Source organism: Aeromonas sp. DNRA1, from assembly GCF_963888745.1.
GTDB lineage: Bacteria > Pseudomonadota > Gammaproteobacteria > Enterobacterales > Aeromonadaceae > Aeromonas > Aeromonas hydrophila.
This window is the reverse complement of the sequence record NZ_CAWPKQ010000001.1, coordinates 1,128,956-1,148,327: the sequence shown is the minus strand read 5'-3', so window position 1 is coordinate 1,148,327 and position 19,372 is coordinate 1,128,956. Positions and strand designations below refer to the sequence as shown.

Annotated in this window: 15 protein-coding genes and 3 tRNA genes; 3 read left to right on the top strand and 15 right to left on the bottom strand. The window is 56.6% G+C overall.

The genetic code is table 11. From position 1 onward, the window contains the following. The first annotated feature begins 15 nt into the window (after positions 1–15). A complete protein-coding gene (locus AACQ43_RS05235) occupies positions 16–1,215 on the top strand; it encodes a hypothetical protein (protein WP_168966312.1) in 1,200 nt (399 codons plus the stop codon). A 28-nt stretch (positions 1,216–1,243) separates the two neighbouring features. Here the strand turns inward: AACQ43_RS05235 and AACQ43_RS05230 are convergent, their stop codons facing one another. Continuing rightward, the gene (locus AACQ43_RS05230; protein WP_168966310.1) at positions 1,244–1,882 is read right to left on the bottom strand and encodes a response regulator; all 639 of its coding nucleotides are present in this window, start codon (positions 1,880–1,882) and stop codon (positions 1,244–1,246) included. 123 nt (positions 1,883–2,005) lie between these two features. Between AACQ43_RS05230 and AACQ43_RS05225 the strand changes: the two genes are divergently transcribed. Beyond that, the gene (locus AACQ43_RS05225) at positions 2,006–5,437 is read left to right on the top strand and encodes a response regulator (RefSeq protein ID WP_168966308.1); all 3,432 of its coding nucleotides are present in this window, start codon (positions 2,006–2,008) and stop codon (positions 5,435–5,437) included. Here AACQ43_RS05225 and AACQ43_RS05220 read toward each other — a convergent pair. From AACQ43_RS05220 to AACQ43_RS05205, 4 genes are all read right to left on the bottom strand, one after another. Next, positions 5,396–5,689 (bottom strand): hypothetical protein, encoded by a 294-nt coding sequence (locus AACQ43_RS05220; RefSeq protein WP_248280961.1) that lies wholly within the window; start codon positions 5,687–5,689, stop codon positions 5,396–5,398. The two genes, AACQ43_RS05225 and AACQ43_RS05220, sit on opposite strands and share 42 nt — an antisense overlap. Positions 5,690–5,823: 134 nt before the next feature. Continuing rightward, a tRNA-Tyr gene (locus AACQ43_RS05215) sits at positions 5,824–5,908 on the bottom strand. A 31-nt stretch (positions 5,909–5,939) separates the two neighbouring features. Continuing rightward, positions 5,940–6,024, bottom strand: a tRNA-Tyr gene (locus AACQ43_RS05210). A gap of 31 nt (positions 6,025–6,055) precedes the next feature. After that, positions 6,056–6,140 (bottom strand) — tRNA-Tyr (locus AACQ43_RS05205). 335 nt (positions 6,141–6,475) lie between these two features. Between AACQ43_RS05205 and AACQ43_RS05200 the strand changes: the two genes are divergently transcribed. After that, positions 6,476–7,708, top strand: a complete 1,233-nt coding sequence (locus AACQ43_RS05200) for a cysteine desulfurase-like protein (RefSeq protein ID WP_168966307.1) — start codon at positions 6,476–6,478, stop codon at positions 7,706–7,708. 53 nt (positions 7,709–7,761) lie between these two features. Here the strand turns inward: AACQ43_RS05200 and AACQ43_RS05195 are convergent, their stop codons facing one another. From AACQ43_RS05195 to AACQ43_RS22190, 10 genes are all read right to left on the bottom strand, one after another. Further along, complete coding sequence (locus tag AACQ43_RS05195) at positions 7,762–8,823, bottom strand: protein-glutamate methylesterase/protein-glutamine glutaminase (RefSeq protein WP_076362278.1); 1,062 nt, start codon at positions 8,821–8,823, stop codon at positions 7,762–7,764. A 10-nt stretch (positions 8,824–8,833) separates the two neighbouring features. Next, the gene (cheD, locus tag AACQ43_RS05190) at positions 8,834–9,304 is read right to left on the bottom strand and encodes a chemoreceptor glutamine deamidase CheD (protein ID WP_168966306.1); all 471 of its coding nucleotides are present in this window, start codon (positions 9,302–9,304) and stop codon (positions 8,834–8,836) included. A 10-nt stretch (positions 9,305–9,314) separates the two neighbouring features. Further along, the gene (locus AACQ43_RS05185; protein WP_146061027.1) at positions 9,315–10,118 is read right to left on the bottom strand and encodes a CheR family methyltransferase; all 804 of its coding nucleotides are present in this window, start codon (positions 10,116–10,118) and stop codon (positions 9,315–9,317) included. Between the two features lie 56 nt (positions 10,119–10,174). Continuing rightward, positions 10,175–12,343 (bottom strand): methyl-accepting chemotaxis protein, encoded by a 2,169-nt coding sequence (locus AACQ43_RS05180; RefSeq protein ID WP_168966304.1) that lies wholly within the window; start codon positions 12,341–12,343, stop codon positions 10,175–10,177. Between the two features lie 70 nt (positions 12,344–12,413). Further along, the gene (locus AACQ43_RS05175) at positions 12,414–12,986 is read right to left on the bottom strand and encodes a chemotaxis protein CheW (protein WP_146061029.1); all 573 of its coding nucleotides are present in this window, start codon (positions 12,984–12,986) and stop codon (positions 12,414–12,416) included. A 12-nt stretch (positions 12,987–12,998) separates the two neighbouring features. Continuing rightward, positions 12,999–14,921, bottom strand: a complete 1,923-nt coding sequence (locus tag AACQ43_RS05170; protein ID WP_168966302.1) for a methyl-accepting chemotaxis protein — start codon at positions 14,919–14,921, stop codon at positions 12,999–13,001. Positions 14,922–14,936: 15 nt separating this feature from the next. Continuing rightward, positions 14,937–17,150 (bottom strand): chemotaxis protein CheA, encoded by a 2,214-nt coding sequence (locus AACQ43_RS05165; protein WP_168966300.1) that lies wholly within the window; start codon positions 17,148–17,150, stop codon positions 14,937–14,939. 26 nt (positions 17,151–17,176) lie between these two features. After that, positions 17,177–17,503 (bottom strand): STAS domain-containing protein, encoded by a 327-nt coding sequence (locus AACQ43_RS05160; RefSeq protein ID WP_017408761.1) that lies wholly within the window; start codon positions 17,501–17,503, stop codon positions 17,177–17,179. A 14-nt stretch (positions 17,504–17,517) separates the two neighbouring features. Next, positions 17,518–17,886, bottom strand: a complete 369-nt coding sequence (locus AACQ43_RS05155) for a response regulator (RefSeq protein WP_011704967.1) — start codon at positions 17,884–17,886, stop codon at positions 17,518–17,520. 9 nt (positions 17,887–17,895) lie between these two features. Then, on the bottom strand, positions 17,896–18,606 hold the full coding sequence (locus AACQ43_RS22190) for a methyl-accepting chemotaxis protein (RefSeq protein WP_228520229.1): 711 nt from the start codon (positions 18,604–18,606) through the stop codon (positions 17,896–17,898). Between the last annotated feature and the right edge of the window lie 766 nt (positions 18,607–19,372).

The following is a 19,372-nucleotide window of genomic DNA, read 5'->3' as shown; positions in this document are numbered from 1 at the left end:
AAGCAGGAAAAAATAATGAGAGCTGGTGCTATGCATGGATATTGGTGGTTAGTGGCAAGCTTGCTGTTTGGAGTTCCATGTCAGGCTGCAGTCGTTAAAGTGACTGCTGAGTATAATCCTGCAGTCTATGAGGCTGATAATGGAACCTTTGTTAGCACTACAAAATGTGTGAAAACCAGTGATGGAATGTGGCTCTCATCCTGTAGTGGTAGCGTAATGTCTCTTGATAGTTTGTTGTTTTCATTAAAAACTAAAGTAAAACGTAATGTGAAAAAGAATTTTTCAAATACAAGAGATTCTTTTGTTTCTCTAGGCTCGTTGGGAAACAAAACCATGATTGTGACATCTGATAAAGGGCAGCAATTTTCTGTTTTATTTATACCTGATAAGTTGGGAGTACATTTTGATTCTGTTGTAAATGCAGATGATGGTTGGAAAATATATAACACATCATTTACAAACCCTAAAGGTGGGTGCAGATATCTTGAGCGACAGGTTGCTGGAAATATAAATCTAACTGCCTGGATAGTATTGTGGGGGAATGTTGGGGGGAAGTCGTGCTATACAGAAATGTCAGTGGATGGTACATCTGATATACAAGCTATGTTTTTTGGATTCAAGATTAGACCTCCTTCTCCACTAGAAATGCCAAATGGAAATTATACTGGTTCAATAAATCTTTCAGTGGGCCAAAATAAAGATATAGATCTTGGCAATGGGGCGTATGAAGATAGTCAACTGACAATAGAGTTAACATTGAAAGTTCAACATCAAATAAAAGTGGAGTTTCCTCCGGGTGGTGACAAAATTGTGTTGCAGCCCCCAGGTGGATGGCATGACTGGATTTATCGTGGTAAATCACATCAGCCTCCCTATTTGATTGCAGAATTACCATATCGGTTATGGGTCAGTGCGGATTATCATGTTTGGCTGAACTGCCAGTATAACTATGGTGAAGTCTGTATGTTGAATAATGAAAAACTCGGGATGCAAGTTAGACTTGATGTGATTTATGTAAATAAATCCAAAGAAGAGCTTCCCTTGAAGCATGGCGTCAAGAAGAGGTTCACAGCAAGTGTACGAGGTCCACATTTCATAAATGAAGCACGAAGCATCATATTTAAAGTGCAGAAGCCAGCATTAACCTTGATGATGGAATATCCGGGAAGCACTTATAAAGGTAATGTAACCCTTATTTATGATGCCGCAATTTAAGGTCCGACTGATTTATCCTGGTCAAGGTTCAGGCAAGCCCTTGCTCTTTGGCATAGTGAAACAGGGCGCTATCGCTTTGTAGGCCGAGCCGCATCATGGCGCTCTTTTTCTGGGTGCTGATGGTCTTTACGCTGCGGTGCAAGTACTCGGCCACCTGAGTGACGGACATGCCACTGGCCAATAAACGTACCACTTCGCTCTCTTTGGGAGTAAGTTGACTCAGGCTGGTCTGCTGATTCAAGCCCGCTTCGGTCAGCAGGGTTTTCACCGAGCTACCTATATAGCTGTGCCCGGATAGTATTTGGCGAATGGCATCGGACAATTCGCTGATCACCGCTTTTTTGAGCAGGACACCGCTTACCCCCAATTGGAGCAGTGATTGCAAGATACCGGCATTGTGGATCTGGGTCAGCACCAGAATAGGCAGGGTGGGATAATCTCGTTTCAATTGCTGGATCAAAGTCAGTCCATCGCAGCGCTCATCTCCTGGCATGCTGAAATCGGTGATCAAAAGATCGCAGCCATGTTGCTGTAATGTATTTAATAGTTCGGAAACTTGATGCGCCTCGGCAACAACCTCGCAACCTGGTTGATTGTGTGCAATAAGGCTGCGGATACCTGCCAGTATCAGTGGATGGTCGTCGGCAAGAATGATCTTGAAAGACATGGATGAGCCCCATATAAAACGGCGAATAATATTTAAACTACCAAACATCTCATTTCTATACTACTTTGCGCACCGCATTTTTTCGAGCGTTTATATAATGTCACCTTTTTCTGGGGCGGCACGATGAGGTGTCCTCATGTGGCTATATCCCGATGCATAATTGTAATACTGGTATTTAATATCAGCATTTTCAGTCAACCACTCTTTGCTAAAAAAACTGCTGTATTACCAACAATAAGAGTCGGGTTATTGGTGGGCGGCTGGGGGCCATTTCAGCAGTGGGATGGCCAGAATGCCAGTGGCTTTAGTGTCGAGCTGATAAGCATATTGGCCAAAAATCTTGACTATCAGATTGAATGGGAAATCTACCCAGACTGGAACCGGTTATATACAGCCAGTTGTCGTGGTGAGGTTGACATTTTACTGGATGCCTTTCGCTCTGAAGAGCGGGAATGTATTTCATACACGCGCCCTTATTATTCGTCACCAACCGTGGTCGTGGTGCGCCATGATTCCCCTTTCTTTCGTGATGTCAGTGGCTTGAATCAATCTCATATCGCTATTGAAGCCGGTTTTCTGACCGAGAAACTGGTCAGCATTCATTATCCTGATGTTTCCCGCATTCTGTTTCAGGACTCCAGCTCGGCCTTGCAGGCTGTGCTGGATAAACAAGCGGATGCTTATATTGGCAACCTGCATGTCACTAATCAATTTATTTCCCGGCACCCCGAATTGGCTGTGGTGGCTCAGTCCCCCTTGCTGATGGAGAGCCTCTATCTGGGCATCAGCAATCATAAGCCCAGATTGGGGGTTCGGTTCGACACGGCTATTCAGGCGCTGACGGTGGAGCAGCGCAGTGCCCTGGAACAGCGCTGGCTGGGTGACAACAGCTTGAGTTTTCTGGGTCACAGTGCTTTTTTGCTGCGTCCCGATGAGCGAGAGTGGCTCTCCCGTTTACCTCCTCTGACACTGGGTTTGATTCCCGGCTGGGTACCTTTTTCCTACGCCGACAGCAGTGGCAAACTGACCGGTCTTATCAGTGACTATCTTGCGTTATTCAAAGACAAACTGGGACTAGCCTATCTCTACCATGCTGATCAAAGTTGGCCCGATCTGTTGCAGGCGCTGCTTCATCAGGAGGTAGATGTGACCATCATTCCCACCCGCATCAGTCAACAGATGGTAGGTTGGCAGCTGAGTCAGCCCATTACTTCCTTTCCCGTGGTCATCGCCATGGCCCGTGGCAGCAACACGATCGGTGGTTTTACTGAGCTTGCTGGCAAGCACCTTATCGTGACCGACAGTATGTTGACCGCCGGGCTGAAGGCGCGTATCCCGGATATCCGGATCACAGTCGTACCTGGTCCGGAAGAGGGACTGGCCATGGTGGCGGCTGGCAAGGGGGATGCCTATATGGGCAATCTGGCGGTGATATCACGGCTTATCAACGAGCGGTTTGATGATTCGCTGCACATAGTGGCACCCACACCTTTCCGAGATGAGCTGGCGGTCGCGGTGAGAGATGCCTATGCCCCGCTGCTGCCGCTCATCAATCGCGTATTGGCCAGCATGAGTGACAAGGAAAAGCGGCAGATCCGCAATACCTGGTTGGCGGTCAATTACAACGAAGGAATTTCGTGGCACAAGCTGGTCAGCACTCTGATCCCTGTCGGCGCCGGTATCACCTTGTTTATTCTTTCACTCTCTATTGCTTACTTTCGCCTGCGCCAGGAGATAATCCGCCGGCGCGAGGTGGAGGCCGATCTCGCCTCCGCCAAGGAGGAGGCTGAGCTGGCAGCCAGGCAGAAGGCCGATTTCCTCGCCACCATGAGCCACGAGATCCGGACCCCCATGAACGGCATCATCGGCATGGCGGAACAGCTGCGTTTTACCTCGCTGGATCCTGAGCAGCGCCAGATGGTGGGCATCATCAATCAGGGGGCGGAAGGGCTGCTCCAGCTGATAGGCAATGTGCTGGATTATTCCAAGCTGGATGCCGGCAAGATGAGGCTGGCTCCCACTTCTTTTTTGCTGCGCGAGCTCATCGACAACACGCTCACCATGACCAGCAGTGAGTTGCAGCGCAAAGGATTGCAACTTTACTTGCAAGTCGACGATGGGGTCGGCGCGCGTTTTCATGGCGATACGCTGCGTCTGAAACAGGTGTTGTTCAATTTGTTGAGCAATGCCATCAAGTTCACCGAATACGGATTTATTGAACTGTCGATCAGATTGGAGGTACAGACAGAGCGACAGCAGCGGTTGCTGTTTGGTGTACAGGATACCGGCATTGGCATGAGTGCTGATGTACAGGCCCGGATTTTCAATGCGTTTGAGCAGGCGGATGGCGCCACGACCCGCAGTTATGGGGGAACTGGACTTGGTCTCAGTATCAGCCGGACGCTGGCAGAACTGATGGGGGGGCGATTGAGCCTTGAGAGCGCCCCAGGGTTGGGGACTCATATCGGATTGTCCATCCCCCTGGTACTGGAAGCGCGCCACGAGCCTGATCCCAAGCTGGCGGGGCTGAGTGCCTTTATGGCATTGCCGGATGGCAAACTTCGCCACACGCTGCGGCTGCATCTGTTGTCGCTGGGGCTGCGGTTGTGTGAAGCCCCGCAGGGCGCAGACTTGCTGTTTGGTGACCTGAGCGAACCGGCCACCATCAGGGTTGCGCCGCTTGGCAGCGTGCTGGGTTATCAGCTTTGTGATGATGGCCATCATTGCCTCAACAGTAATCCCCTGACTTGGCAGGCCGTGAGGGATGTCTGTTATCGCCAGCTGGGCTTGGCCGAGCAACTGTCGTCCGATTTTCTGTCAGTTGGAGCGGATGAACCACTGTTGCAGCAGCGATTGCTGGTTGTCGAGGATCACCACCTGAATCAGGTTTTGGTAAAGCGCCAGCTCAAACAGCTCAATCTGCAGTGCGATCTGGCTGAAAATGGTCGACAGGCGCTCGCCATGCTGACTTTTCACCGCTATGACCTGATCTTGTGTGATTGCCAGATGCCGGTGATGGATGGTTATGAGTTCACCCGCCGGGTGCGAGCCACGGAGGAGCTGGCACATCTCCCAATCATTGCCATGACGGCCAACGTACTGCCGGAGCAGGCGCAGCGCTGTCTGGCGGCTGGCATGAATGATGTGCTGGGCAAGCCCGTACTCATGGACGGACTTCGCCAGATGCTGATGAAGTGGCAGATATTGCCAGTACCCAGGTTGCTCGATATCAACCTGTTACAGGCAGCATTTGGTTCTTCATTTGAGACAATGCTGCTGTCGTTTCGTCAGGATCTGGAACAATCTCTTGGCTTGAGCCATGAGGATGACAAGGCGCTTGCAGATTGGGTGCATCGACAGGCGGGAACGATAGCCATGATGAGGATTGACGAAGTGGCAGAGCAGGCATGGCATCTGGAAGAGCAAATCCGCAAAGATGGGCGTGCAGGATGCGAGGTGGAGCTGACGAAATTTCGCGATGTTTTGCAACAACTTGTCGATGAGCTAGCGGCACTATCCAGAGATTGTGGTCAGCAAGCCGCTGCGCTCAGATGACAATGCAGGGCGATCTGAAGAGGGGGCAGGCTGTACGGCCTGTGCCAGCCAGGCCCAGTCGAGCAGAGGGGTATCGGCCTTGAAGCGCTGATAGGCAAGGCCCTGGTCGACGGTCAGAAACAGGGTGGTGGGCAGGCCGATGCGGTTGGTGTAGCGCACCATCACCTCGCCGCGATAGGAGCTCAGCCGTTGTTGCAACTGCGGCAGACTCAGCCCGGTTGCCTGTCCCTCTTCATCCCAGATCTCGAACATGGTCATGTCTCTTGATGCGATGGCAATACTGTTTCCAAAAGCGGGCCGACAGGCAATTGTCAGATCTGACAGTGTCAAATGGATAGAGGCATTAAAAGCGAAAACCCGGCACTGGGCCGGGTTTTCTTGAATGATGGTGGAGGGAGAAGGATTCGAACCTTCGAAGGCAGAGCCGTCAGATTTACAGTCTGATCCCTTTGGCCGCTCGGGAACCCCTCCACAGGGGCCTTGCATGTTGTGTTCAGGAAGATGGTGGAGGGAGAAGGATTCGAACCTTCGAAGGCAGAGCCGTCAGATTTACAGTCTGATCCCTTTGGCCGCTCGGGAACCCCTCCACGTGGTATTTTCCTGATTGTTGCACTTGAATGGTGGAGGGAGAAGGATTCGAACCTTCGAAGGCAGAGCCGTCAGATTTACAGTCTGATCCCTTTGGCCGCTCGGGAACCCCTCCCCAAGTGCGAGGCGCATACTATCAGATCTTCGCTCTTTGTGAACCCCTGGTGGGCCTATCTGGCGATAAAAAAGTGCCATTCGGTCATTTTTTGATATTTGTCGCTCATTTTTCACGCTTATCAACGACTTCCCTGTCGCTGTCAGACCGGATCCAGGACTCATCGCGGGTGTGAAGCATCATCAGACAACATGTGTCGAGTAGCGTTTTGTACTGAAAAAATCACCTTCTCTTCTAAGTGTGATGGCTGACCGCTTCCTTGATGGACATTACTGCTGCCGCATTTTACTCTCGCCATGTTATTCAACTGTTAACATGGATTGTGGACTCTCCCTATGCAGGCTCTCGATATCGCCGTGTTGCGCGGCCAGTTTCCCGCTCTCAATCAGCTGGTTGAGGGCAAAGCCCCCATCTTCTTCGACGGCCCCGGTGGCGCTCAGGTGCCACATGCCGTACTCACCGCCATGACCGATTACCTCGGTCACTTCAACGCCAATCTGGGCGGCCCCTTTTTCTCGGCCAGGGTGACCGAGCAGCAGGCGCTGCGGGCCAGGTTGGCGGTGGCCACGTTGTTGGGGGCTGAGCGGGCAGAGGAGATAGTGTTTGGCGCCAACTTCACCACCCTGACCTTTGCGCTCAGCCGAGCGCTGGCGCGGGAGTGGCAGGCCGGTGACGAGATCATCGTCACCGCGCTCGATCACTACTCCAACGTCTCCAGCTGGCAGCAAGCGGCGGCGGATCGCGGCGTGGTGGTGCATCAGGCAAGAGTGGACGTGACCACCGGCGGGCTGGACTATGGGCATCTGTTCAGTCTGCTGGGGCCCAAGACCAGGCTGGTGGCGGTGACGGCGGCCTCCAATACCACCGGCACCCTGGTCGATATCCCTCGCATCGCCGATGCGGTGCACGGGGTAGGGGCCTTGCTCTATGTGGATGCGGTTCACTTTGCGCCCCACGAACGTATCGATGTGCAGGCCTGGGATTGCGATTTTCTGGGGTGTTCCGCCTACAAATTCTTCGGCCCGCACCTCGGCATTCTCTACGGCAAGCATCGTCACCTGGCGCATTTCACTCCCTACAAGGTGGAACCGGCCAAGAACGTGGCGCCCTACAAGTGGGAGACAGGTACCCAGAGTTGGGAAGCGCTGGCCGGGGTGGAGGCCACCGTCGAATACCTGGCCTCCTTGTCCGGGTTGGACGGCACCGAGCATGGGCTGGAGGAGCGGCTCGATCTGGCGTTTGCCCGCAGCCAGGACCATGAACGGCAGCTCAGCGAGCACCTGCTGGCCAAGCTGGCCGAGCGGCCCTGGTTCACCCTGCACGGCATTCACGACAGCCTGGGGCGCACCCCGACCTTCGCCTTGACGTCAAACCGCCATACCCCGGCCGAAATGGCCGAGTTTTTGGGGCAGCATCAGGTATGCAGCTGGGCTGGCCACTTCTATGCCTTGGCACTGGTTGAGCAACTGGGCGTGAGCGATGGGGTGCTGCGCATAGGCTGCATGCACTACAACACCTCGGCCGAGATTGACCGCCTGTTTGCCCTGCTCGACGATATGCCGCATTGAGATAAAACAGCCCGGTCATGCCGGGCTGTGTCGTCTCATCTCTCTGCAGTTTGTTAGCGGCCGACGATGGCGTGATGTATATCCTGCAGCGGCAAGACATGGCGGGCGGCGCCAAGCTTGATGGCCTCCTTGGGCATGCCAAAGACCACGCAGGAGGCCTCATCCTGAGCGAAGGTATTGGCACCCGCCTCCAGCATTTCCCGCAACCCGCGGGCGCCGTCATCTCCCATCCCGGTCATGATGATGCCGGTGGCGTTGCCGCCAGCAAACTTGGCCACCGAGCGAAACAGTACGTCTACCGAGGGGCGGTGGCGGTTGATGAGGGGGCCGTCCATCACGTCGACGTGATAGTAGGCGCCGCTGCGCTTGAGCAGCATGTGCTTGCCGCCGGGGGCGATCAGCGCCAGCCCGGGGATCACCCTGTCATTGCTCTTGGCCTCCCGCACTTCTATCTGACACAGGCTGTTGAGCCGCTCGGCAAATGAAGCGGTGAACTTCTCCGGCATGTGTTGCACGATGACAATGCCTGGGCAGACCCGGGGCAGGGTGGTCAGCACAGCTTCCAGCGCCTGAGTGCCGCCGGTGGAGGTTCCGATCGCCACGATCCGCTCGGTGGTCTGGGCCATGGCATGCTGGCTGGCGGGGGGCATGATGGCGTCGGCGTTGAGCTTGGGGGCGACGCTGGGGGCGGGCACTTTGGTCAGTCGTCTGACATTGGCCTGGGCGGCGGCGCGCACCGCCATGGCCAGTTCCTGCGCCGACTCCTGCAGAAAGCTTTTCAGGCCGACGGTGGGCTTGGTGATGATGTCCACGGCGCCGGCGGCCATGGCCTGCAGTGTGGTTTCCGCCCCCTTTGCGGTGAGGGAAGAGCAGATGACCACAGGAGTGGGGTGTTCGGCCATGATCTTGGTGAGGAAGGTGATGCCATCCATGCGCGGCATCTCCACGTCCAGCACGATCACGTCCGGCCACTCCTTTTTCAGTTTCTCCAGCGCAAACAGCGGGTCAGACGCGGTGGCGATGACCTTTATATCGGGCTCTTGCTCGAGAATGGCCTGCAATACCTGTCTGACCACGGCGGAATCATCCACCAGCATGACCTTGATCTGTTTCATTCCCGTCCCCTTAGCGATGTGGCAAGCGGTGATGACGCACCCAGACATTGCCGTTGGCCAGCTCAAAAATCAGGCTTCTGTGTCCCGCATGGCCAAGATGGTGGGCCTTGATGGTCAGGCCCAGGTGCTGGGTCAGCTGCCAGGCGGCCTTGATGTTCTTGATGGCCACATTCATGGTGTTGAGCGTTTGTTGTTCGATAAACATGTTGCCGCCGCCAAACAGCTTGACCTCGTATTCGCGGATGGGGGCGGGATATTTTCTTATCTCATTGATAAATAACTGGATTGCCTCATCGGCATAGCGGCCGTCCAGACTCATGGTGCTGTGACCGCGGCTGGGCAGCATGTAGTGGCACATACCGCCTCGCTTCTGTTCCGGATGCCACATGGTAATGGCCACGCAGGAACCAAGATGGGTGCGGATGATGGTGTCATCCTGCCCAAAATAGAATTCACCTGGTTGCAGCGTGACCTCTCTCATCTTGAAACCCTTATGGTTTCAGATAGATGGAAGGTGATACCAGTTGCAGGCCATGGGGCAGACCGTTCAGGCTCTCGGCATGGCTGACGATGAGATAACCTCCCTTGTGCAGGCGCGGTACCAACCGTTGCAGTACCTGTGCCTTGGTCTCCCGGTTGAAATAGATCATCACGTTGCGGATCAGGATGACGTCGAACAGTCCGATGTCGGGTAGTTCCTGATTCAGATTGATGTGATGAAACTGCACCTTCTCGCGCAGCTTGCGATCAATGATGAAGGTGCCTTCCTGAAAACCGATCCCTTTCAGGCAGTACTTCATCAAAAATGGCTGTGGGATGTTGTGGGCCCGCTCGATGGGATATTGCCCCGCTCTGGCCTGCTCCAGCACTCGGGTCGAGATATCCGAGGCGATCACCTCCCAACTGCCATGGTTCAGATTGTCGGCCAGGGTCATGGCCAGGCTGTAGGGTTCTTCACCGGAAGAGCTGGCCGCGCTCCAGATCCGCACCGCCCGTTCTTTTGGCAGTTGTGCCAATACCTTGTTGCCGAGAAATTCAAAGTGTTTGGGTTCGCGGAAAAAATAGGTCTCGTTGGTGGTGAGCAGATCGAGTGCGACCTGCAGTTCTGCCCCCCGGCTATTCATGATCAGGTTGAAATAGTCGCCGTAGCTCTCCAGCTCGTAGTGGCAGAGCCGCTTTGACAGGCGGCTGGCGACCAGGGCCTTCTTGGCCGGAGACAAGTCGATACCCGCCGTCTGGTGGATCCAGCGTTGAAACTGCGCAAATTCATCATCATGCAACTGGGTCTGATACACGCGCAAACTCCCTGCTGTGAGCGAGATGCGGGTGAGCTTAGCTCACCCGCATCAGGTTAGAAGCGGACAAAGTCGGTGTCATTGTGAGGGCGTGGCGTGGTGCCTATACCTTCCTGACCGTTGCCATCGTGCATGAAGCGTCCCCGTGGGCCACCACGGGCAGCTGCCTTCTGGTTGGCGCCGTGCTTGTGCTGTTCCAGCGTGAAGAACTCCATCGCCAGTTGCAGCTGTTCGGCCTGGCTGCTCATCTCCTCGGCGGTGGCGGCCAGCTCCTCACTGCAGGAGGCATTTTGTTGAGTGACCTGGCTCAGCTGATTCATGGCGATGTTGATCTGGCTGACGCCAGTGGACTGTTCGGCGGAGGCGGCGCTGATCTCTTGCACCAGATCCGAGGTCTTGTTGATGGAGGGCACCATCTGATCGAGCAGACGGCCCGCTTTCTCCGCCATGTCGACGCTGCTAGAGGCCAGCTCGCCGATCTCTTGGGCTGCTACCTGGCTGCGCTCCGCCAGTTTGCGCACTTCGGCGGCTACCACGGCAAAGCCCTTGCCATGATCCCCGGCCCGGGCGGCCTCGATAGCAGCATTGAGGGCCAGCAGATTGGTCTGGTAGGCGATGTCGTCGATGATGCCGATCCGCTTGGCGATCTGCTTCATGGCATCGACCGTGAGCTTGACGGCCTCACCGCCTTCCACGGCCTCCTTGGCGGCCTTGCTGGCCATACCATCGGTGACCTGGGCATTGTCGGTGTTCTGGTTGATGCTGGCGCTCATCTGCTCGATGGAGGCGCTGGTCTCTTCCATGCTGGAGGCCTGCTCACTGCTTGACTGGCTGATGGACTGGGCAGTGGCGCTGACCTGTTCGGCCGCGCTGGAGAGATTGTCAGATGCGCCCCGTACTTCGGTAACGATATTGGTCAGCGAGACGATGGTCTGGTTGAGGGAGTCCTTGGTGGTGCCAAACACTCCGGGGTAGTCGGCCTCGACCTGTTGGGTCAGGTCGCCTCTGGCCAGGGATTGCACCACCCGGATCACGTCGTTGAGGCTGGTATCGATCACCTCTGCGATACGATTTATGCCCTCTCCCAGGGTCTGGAAGAAGCCACTTTTACCGGTCAGGTCCATGCGGCGGTGCAGTTCGCCGTTGATCACCGCCTGCACGATCTCCGACATCTCCCGTTCGATGGCGACTTCCTTGGTGCGATCCGACCACTCGACCACGGAGCCCAGTCGTTCGCCATCGTCGCCAAACACCGGGTTGGCGATGAGCGAGAAGGTGCGCCCGCCAAGCAGGATTTGGGTGCGATAGGTGTTGTTCAGCTTGGCCAGCATGCTGCGCTGATGACCCGGGTTTTTGTGGAAGCTGTCGATGTTGGCCCCCATCAGGGTGGCTGCATTGAAGTTGTAGAGTTCTTTGCGAATATCCGGTTCAGCCAGGCTCAGCATCTCTTTGACGGACTCATTCATGTAGATGATGTTGAGATCGGTGTCGGCGATCATCACGTTGGTGCTTGCGCCATCGAGCGCCTTCTTGACGCGCAAACTCTCTGCTGCGGCGATCTTGGCAGCGGCGCTGGCGGCCTTCATCTCGTTCTCGATGGCGATCTCCTTGGTCCGATCGGCCCACTCGACTACGGAGCCGAGGCGTTCGCCGCCATCGTTGAAGACCGGATTGGCGATCAGCGAGAAGATACGCCCCCCGACGGTTATCTGGGCGCGATAGGTGCTGTTCAGTTTGGCCAGCATGCTGCGCTGATGGGAAGGGTCTTTGTGGAAGGTATCAATGTTCTTGCCCATCAGCTGTCTGACATCAAAATTGGGCAGATCTTTGCGAATGTCTGATTCGGCCTGGCCCAGCATGGCGAGCACGGCTTCATTCATATAGACGATGTCGAGATTGGTATCGGCGATCATCACATTGGTCGAGGCCCCATCCAGCGCTTTGCGCACTCGCAGGTTTTCGTCATACAGGGTTTGGTTGGCACTGATGGTGGCGAGGGTGTTGCTAAGGCGCTCCCCCAGCAGTGCCAGCACGGTATTGAACTCCTGACAGAGCTCCCGCAGCGGACCGCTGAGCGAACCCAGCTCAAGCTGGGCCGATTGATCGCCTTGTCTGATCCCCTGCTGGAGCGATCGGGTTGCGCCAATGAGCTGGAGCAGTTGCTCCTGCAGCAAGGCATGAGCGCTGCCGTTGCCGAACAGATTGCCAAAAAATGATTGATTCATGAGCCTTATCCTTGTGCGACATGTCATTGCTGTGTGGTGAGCGACACTCTTGTTGCTTGCTACGTCTGAATCACGGTGTCTGTGGCTTCTGTTCCAGCAGCCGTTCCTGCTGCTGGGTCAGTTCGCTGAGCTGTGCCATTTCATCGATGGAGAGCACTTTCTCGGTATTGATGAGGATGACGAACTTGCCATTTACCTTGCCCATGCCGCTGATAAAGTCCGCCCGGATGCGAGCCCCGAAGCTCGGTGGAGGCTCTATCTCATTGCAGGGAATGGTCAGCACTTCGGAGACGGAGTCCACCACCACGCCGATGTCCTGATTGCCGTGTTCCGGATCGTCCGGATGCACTCCCTCGATAATGACGATGCAACTGCGGCGGGTGATGCTGGAGGGGGCATTGCCAAAGCGGGCGTTGAGATCCACCACCGAGACCACGGCTCCCCGGAGGTTGATCACGCCGCGGATGAAACTTGGCATCATGGGGATGGGGGTGATGTTGCCGTATTCGATGATCTCCTTGACCCCGAGAATGTTGATGGCAAACATCTCGCCGTTGATGAGAAAGGTCAGGTATTGGGCATCGCCCTGGTTATCAAGGGCCAGCGTGCCGGGCTGGACGGCCACTTCGGTAGACATGCTCATGGGGCTCTCCAGTTAAAAACGGACAAAATCGGCCTCGTCAACCTGAGGTTGCGCTGCCGTATTGCCGTGCAGTGGGTGCTGGGTCGGCATGACAAATTTGCCTCTGGGGGGCAATCCTTTATGTCCGCTCTCGTGGACCCTGGCCGGTTTGTTCGGGTTCTCCAGCGAGAAAAAATCCATGGTTTGCTGCAGCTCGTTGGCCTGAGAGCTCATCTCTTCGGCCGTAGCTGCCAGCTCCTCGCTGCTGGCGGCGTTTTGCTGGGTCACCTGGTTGAGCTGGCTCATGGCAAGGCTTATCTGGTTGGCAGCGCTGGCCTGCTCACCGGAGGCGGCATTGATCTCCTGCACCAGATCGGAAGTCTTGCGAATGGAGGGCACGATCTTGTCGAGCAGGCTGCCCGCCTTCTCGGCAGTATCGACGCTGCTCGATGAGAGCTCACCTATCTCCTGCGCCGCTATCTGGCTACGTTCGGCCAGCTTGCGAACCTCGGCGGCCACCACCGCGAAGCCTTTGCCGTGTTCACCTGCCCGCGCCGCCTCGATGGCGGCGTTGAGTGCCAGCAGATTGGTCTGGTAGGCGATATCGTCGATGATGCTGACCTTGCGGGCGATCTGCTGCATCGCGGCCACCGTCTGCTGGACTGAGCGGCCACCTTCGGTGGCTTCGAGCACGGCACTGCTCGCCATGTTGTCGGTTACCTTGGCGTTGTCGGTGTTCTGGTTGATGCTGGCGCTCATCTGTTCGATGGAGGCACTGGTCTCTTCCACGCTGGCGGCCTGTTCGCTGGTGGCCTGGCTCAGGGACTGGGCCGTGGTACTGACCTGGTTGGAGGCATTGGTCAGGTTGTCGGCGGCGTTGCGCACTTCTTCGATGATGGCTGTCAGCGCCTCTATGGTGCTGTTGAGGCCATCCTTGGTCTGACCAAAAATGCCCGGATAGGGTTGTTCTATCTTCTGGGTCAGATCACCCCGCGACAGGGCTGTGGCGATGCGCATCACATCGTTGAGGCTGGTGTCGGTGACGTTGGATAGACGGTTGAGCAGTTCGGACAGTCGCTTGATGTAGCCCTGGCGTCCATCCAGTTCGATCTTGTAACTGAAGTTTCCCTGCTCGACGGCGGCAGTCACCAGGGTCTCGATGTCGTTGATGAGTGCCGTCAGTTTGTTGACCATGTTCTGCATTGCCAGCAGCAGTTGTCCGGCTTCGTCGTGGGCTCCGATGTCGATGGTCACATCGAGGTTGCCTTCGGCCAGATGGTTGGCTACCTGCAGTGCCTGGTTGATGGGGGAGATGATGCTGCGGATGAGGACAATGCCAAACCAGGCGGCAGCCACCATGCCTGTGGCAACGACCGTCAGCATGGTGAGCAGCATGACGTCGTACCAGGCCTGCGCCTGCTCGTACTCGGATTTGGCTACGTCGAGTTGCAGGCTGACCAGCTCGGTTATCTTGCCACCGATGGGATCGATGGAGCTGTAAAGCTTGCCGTCAAATTCGTTGAGCATGCCGGTGACGACACCGCGCTGGGTTGAGAGAAATGCTTCCAGTCGAGTGATATCCCGATCCGCCGCGCTGAACAGGCTGTTGGCTTCGGCTGACAGCTTCTGCTCGGCTTCGGTCAGTTTGGTGGCCTGATAATGCTGCCACTCCAGTTTGATCTGCTGCTGGGCATGCTTGATCTGCTGCTGCGCCTCTTCGGCGCTGATGAGGCCCGCATTGGCCTTGTTGACGTTGTCGATGATGGCGACGGCATAATTGTCGGAAATGGTCTTGAGCTGTTTGAGCGGCACCACCCGATCATTGTAGACCCGCTGCAGCCCAGTGTTGCTGCTCTGCATGTTGTAGAGTCCCAATGCTCCCACTCCCAGCAGCAGTGCGCAGAGCAGGCAGAGCAAAATGGTGAGTCGCAGTTTGATGGTGGAGTTTTTGAACATGACAGGCTCCTGGTGTTAATTGACTCTAGGTTGGGTTTGCAGACGTGGAATGGCGTACTGGCTCAGCTGGCCCAGCTCCTGTTCGATGGCGTGCTGAATGAGAGAGGGGATATCCAGAATGAGGGCAACTTCACCGCCTCCCAGAATGGTGGAGCCGCTGATCCCCTGCAGGCGCTGGAACAGCTTGCCGAGTGGCTTGATGACGGTCTGGAATTCTCCCAGCAGCTCGTCGACCACCAGGCCGGATTTCTTGCCGCCGTGGCTGACGACCACGATGTTTTCCCGGCGACCTCTTGTACCTTCAACGTCGAAATAGTGTTGCAGCCGGACAAAAGGCAGCACTTCGCCGCGCAGATTGATGTAGTTGCGCCCCTGGGTATCGGCCAGCGCACTCTGGGTCAGCTCCACGCATTCGATCACCATGTCGAGGGGGATGACGTAGTGGGTCGTGCTGACGCGCACCAGAAAACCATCGATGATGGCCAGCGTGAGTGGCAGCCGGATCTGGACCCTGGTGCCGAGGCCGGGTTTGCTGTCGAGTTCGACACTGCCGCGCAGGGCCTGGATGTTGCGCTTGACCACATCCATGCCCACCCCGCGGCCGGAGAGATTGGTGATGGCCTCCGCCGTGGAGAAGCCGGGTTCGAAAATGAGTTGATAAATTTCCTGATCCGTCAGGGTGGCATTGGTGGTTAGCAGGCCGCGTTCTTGTGCCTTTTGCAGGATCCTGGCCTTGTTGAGGCCGGCGCCATCGTCCTGAATTTCGATGACGATGCTGCCGGAGTCGTGATAGGCGTTGAGGGTCAGGGTACCCCGTGCCGGCTTGCCAGCGGCCACCCTTCTTTCAGCCGATTCGATGCCGTGGTCCATGGCGTTGCGTACCAGGTGCATCAAGGGGTCGCCGATCTTCTCCACCACCGATTTGTCTAGTTCGGTATCGCCGCCGGTGATGACCAGGGTGATGTCTTTGTCCAGCTCATGGCTGACATCCCGCACAACCCGCTGGAAGCGGTTGAAGGTATCGCCGATGGGCACCATGCGCAGGCGCAGCGCCCCATCCCGGATCTCTTCGACCAGCATGGCTATGGTAGAGTTGGCCTCCTGCAACTGGCTGTCCCGTGAACGCTGGGCCAGCAGGTTGGCTCCCGAGCTGGCGACCACCAGTTCGCCCACCAGATTGATCAGGTCATCCAGCTTGTCGGCATGTACCCGAACATAGCGCCCCTCCTTGTTCTTGCTCTCCTTGTTCTGGCTTTGCTTCTTGAGCGCGGCATCCACCACCACCTCGCTGACAGCACCTTGGGCAATCAGGATCTCTCCCAGTTTGCCGGCGTCGGTCTGCGGCTGTTCATGCTGGGCTTGCAGTCCGAGTACCAGTTCGCTGGCCGTCAAGGCGCCGGTCTTGACCAGCAGTTGCCCCAGCATCTCGTTGTCTTCCGGCAGGGCATTGATGAGGTCGATGTACTCGGCCAGCTTGCTGTGGGGCGGGATAATGGTGATGCGACAGTCATCGCGCACGAATTCGAATACATCGCTCAGGGCATTCTTGTCGGCTTGGGTATCCAGATCGAGTTCATAGCCCAAGTAGCAGCTCTCCGGATCGAAATGTTCCCAATCGGGCAGTGAGCTGTGAATGGTCTCGATGGCGCAGAGGGTACCCATGGTGCCGAGGTAGCGCAGAAAAGAGGTGGGATCCATACCGTTGCGCAGCACATCCGGGCCAAAGCGCAGGGAGATGTGCCACAGAGACGTGGCGCTGACATGACCCTCCTCCTTGCTGACCGGGCTGGTCTCGGCCGGTGGGTTTCGTTCCGGCAGGCCGGTTTGGCTGGTGGTTTGATGGCGTGCCAGGTTGCTTCTCAGCTGCTCATCCTGAGCCTGTTCATCCGCACCGAGCGCTTCCCCTTGTTCGGCCACCAGGCTGACCAGGCGTTCGATGTGATCCCGGCTCTCCAGCAGATCCTTGATGAGTGCTTCACTGATCGCCAACTGCTGGTTGCGCACCTGATCGAGCAGATCCTCGACGATGTGGGTGAAGCTGACGATGGGTTGCAGGCCAAACAGGCCGGCGGAGCCCTTGATGGTGTGGGCCGCCCGAAAGATGGCGCCGATGAGCTCGCTATTGTCCGGCTCGTTTTCCAGCGTCAGCAGTGCGGACTCCATCTCCTCGAGCAGCTCACGCGCCTCGGCGATGTAGGTTTGCAGGGCCTGATCAAGATTGATGCTCACGAATGACTCCTTGTCCGCGGAACCGGCTAGGCGTGATCGGGGTGGGGGATGAGGGTGGGATCGCCGAAGAAGGTTGCCAGCTGGCACAGCTCAAGGGCATCGAGTACCGCATGGCTGTGCATGACCAGATGCAGCGGATAGCCGCCCTGCAGCGCCGTCTTCTTGGCGGCCAGCAGCAGTTGCAGGCCGGCACTGTCCATTTCGCTGACCTGGGAGAGATCCAGTTCCAGCTCTTGCTGGCGATAGAGCAGGGGGGTGAGCGCCTGTTTGAGTTCTGCTGCGGTATAGATGGTCATCTCACCCGCAATGGCCACAACTGTCTTTTCTTCACCCGTTTCGATATGCAGCGGCATGAATGCCTCCCGGCTCAGGGCATGATGAGCTTGGCGACGGCAGCCAGCATCTGGTCCGGCTGGAACGGCTTGACCACCCAGGCTTTGGCTCCTGCAGCCTGTCCTTCTTGCTTCTTGCTGTCCTGGGACTCGGTGGTCAGCATGATCACTGGAGTGAACTTGTAGCTGGCCAGTTTCTTGGCCTCCTTGACGAAGCTGATACCGTCCATGTTCGGCATGTTGACGTCGCTGATGATGAGGTTGATCTTCTTGCCGTCGAGTTTTTTGAGGGCGTCCTTGCCGTCACAAGCCTCCATCACCTCATAACCGGCTCCCTTGAGCGTCATGCCGACGACCTGGCGTATGGTTGCCGAGTCATCCACGATCAGGACTGTTTTGGCCATATCTCTCTCCTAGAAAAAAGTGACATCAGCGTTGTTGGATGGGGTTGCCGTCGGGGTTTTGCGACCGTGATGGATATTGCGCTGCTCATCGGTGGCATATGAGAGTTCCATGTCTGCGAGCCAGCTTTCCGCATCGATCTGGATGGGGCCGGACTGGTGCGTTCTGGTGCGCGACGAGATCAGGTGGTCATTGAGGCTGTCCATGTTTTGACGAACATGACCAAGGATCTGACTGACTCTATCCTGGAACTGTAACGAAACGATGACATCGGAAATCTCACGGTGGATCCCGGTACTCTCGCTCTGCAGCAGGGCTGCCGACTCCGCCAGGCTGGTGGTGGCCATCCGAAAGCGCTCCAGTACCTGTTCGATGGCGTGTTCGGCGTCGCTGACTGCGGCCTGATCCCGCCCTGCTGCACTCTCGGCAATCTGGAAGGCCCGGCCGATGCCGGTGTTGATGGTATCGACCTTGTCGGTCATCTTCTGGGCGGTCTCGCTGGAGAGGCGCGACAGGGTGCGCACCTCGTCCGCCACCACTGCGAAGCCACGACCCGCTTCACCGGCTCTGGCCGCCTCGATGGCAGCGTTGAGGGCCAGCAGGTTGGTCTGGGAGGCTATCTTGGCCACATCGAGTGCCATGGTATTGAGTTCGATGGTGTAGGCGGTGAGGGTTTTTATCTCTGCCAGCATGGCGTCACGGTTGGCCTGGGTGGAGTGCATGATGGCGACGACCTGGTTGAGCTGGGCCTGGCTCTCGGCCAGCACGGAGGCCATGCCGGCGGATTTCTCGCCGCCCAGATCGCCGGCGGCGTTGTGGGAGGCGGCGACCGCCTCTTCCAGCTTGGTGGTCAGCCCGGCAAAGCGCTGGGTGAGGTCAATCATGGCCCCTTCGGTTTGCTGGCGAGAGTTTTCAATCTGTTGCGACCAGATGGGCACGGCCTTTTCGCACACCTGCTCGAGCCCGATGATGGAGTGGTTGAGCTCGGCAGCGGACCATGATGGAGTCTGTTCTTGTTCATCGGGCTGGCCGGCAGGTTTGGCATGGTAGTGGCGGGCACTCCACAGGGCGGCAGCCACGGCCAGCACCAGGTTGGCCAGCAGATAAGGCAAGGGGCTGCCCGCAAGTACCAGCAGCAGAGTGCTGAACAGGCCCAGGCCAAGGCCGCAGGCCCAGCTGACAGGCTCCCAGAAAGAGGAGGAGTGTGCCCTTGTGTTATCTGTCATACGCGAACTTGCCCCTGCATATGGATGGAAGAAGGTGAACCGCCGTTCCCTCAGGTAGAGAACCCAAGCGCCAACTTGCTACTTATCAATAGCTCAGTAAGGTTAGCGCAAAAAAATGGGCTGGCTACAAATTGGTCCTATTCGGGGGGCGTTACTGAGAAAACTGGAATATGGCGACTGCTATGGGGCCATCGTTGGAAGCCGAAGCGGTGAGAGAGTCGGAGCCTGGGAGGCGGAGAGAAGTGCTGGGCGCGGTAATAAA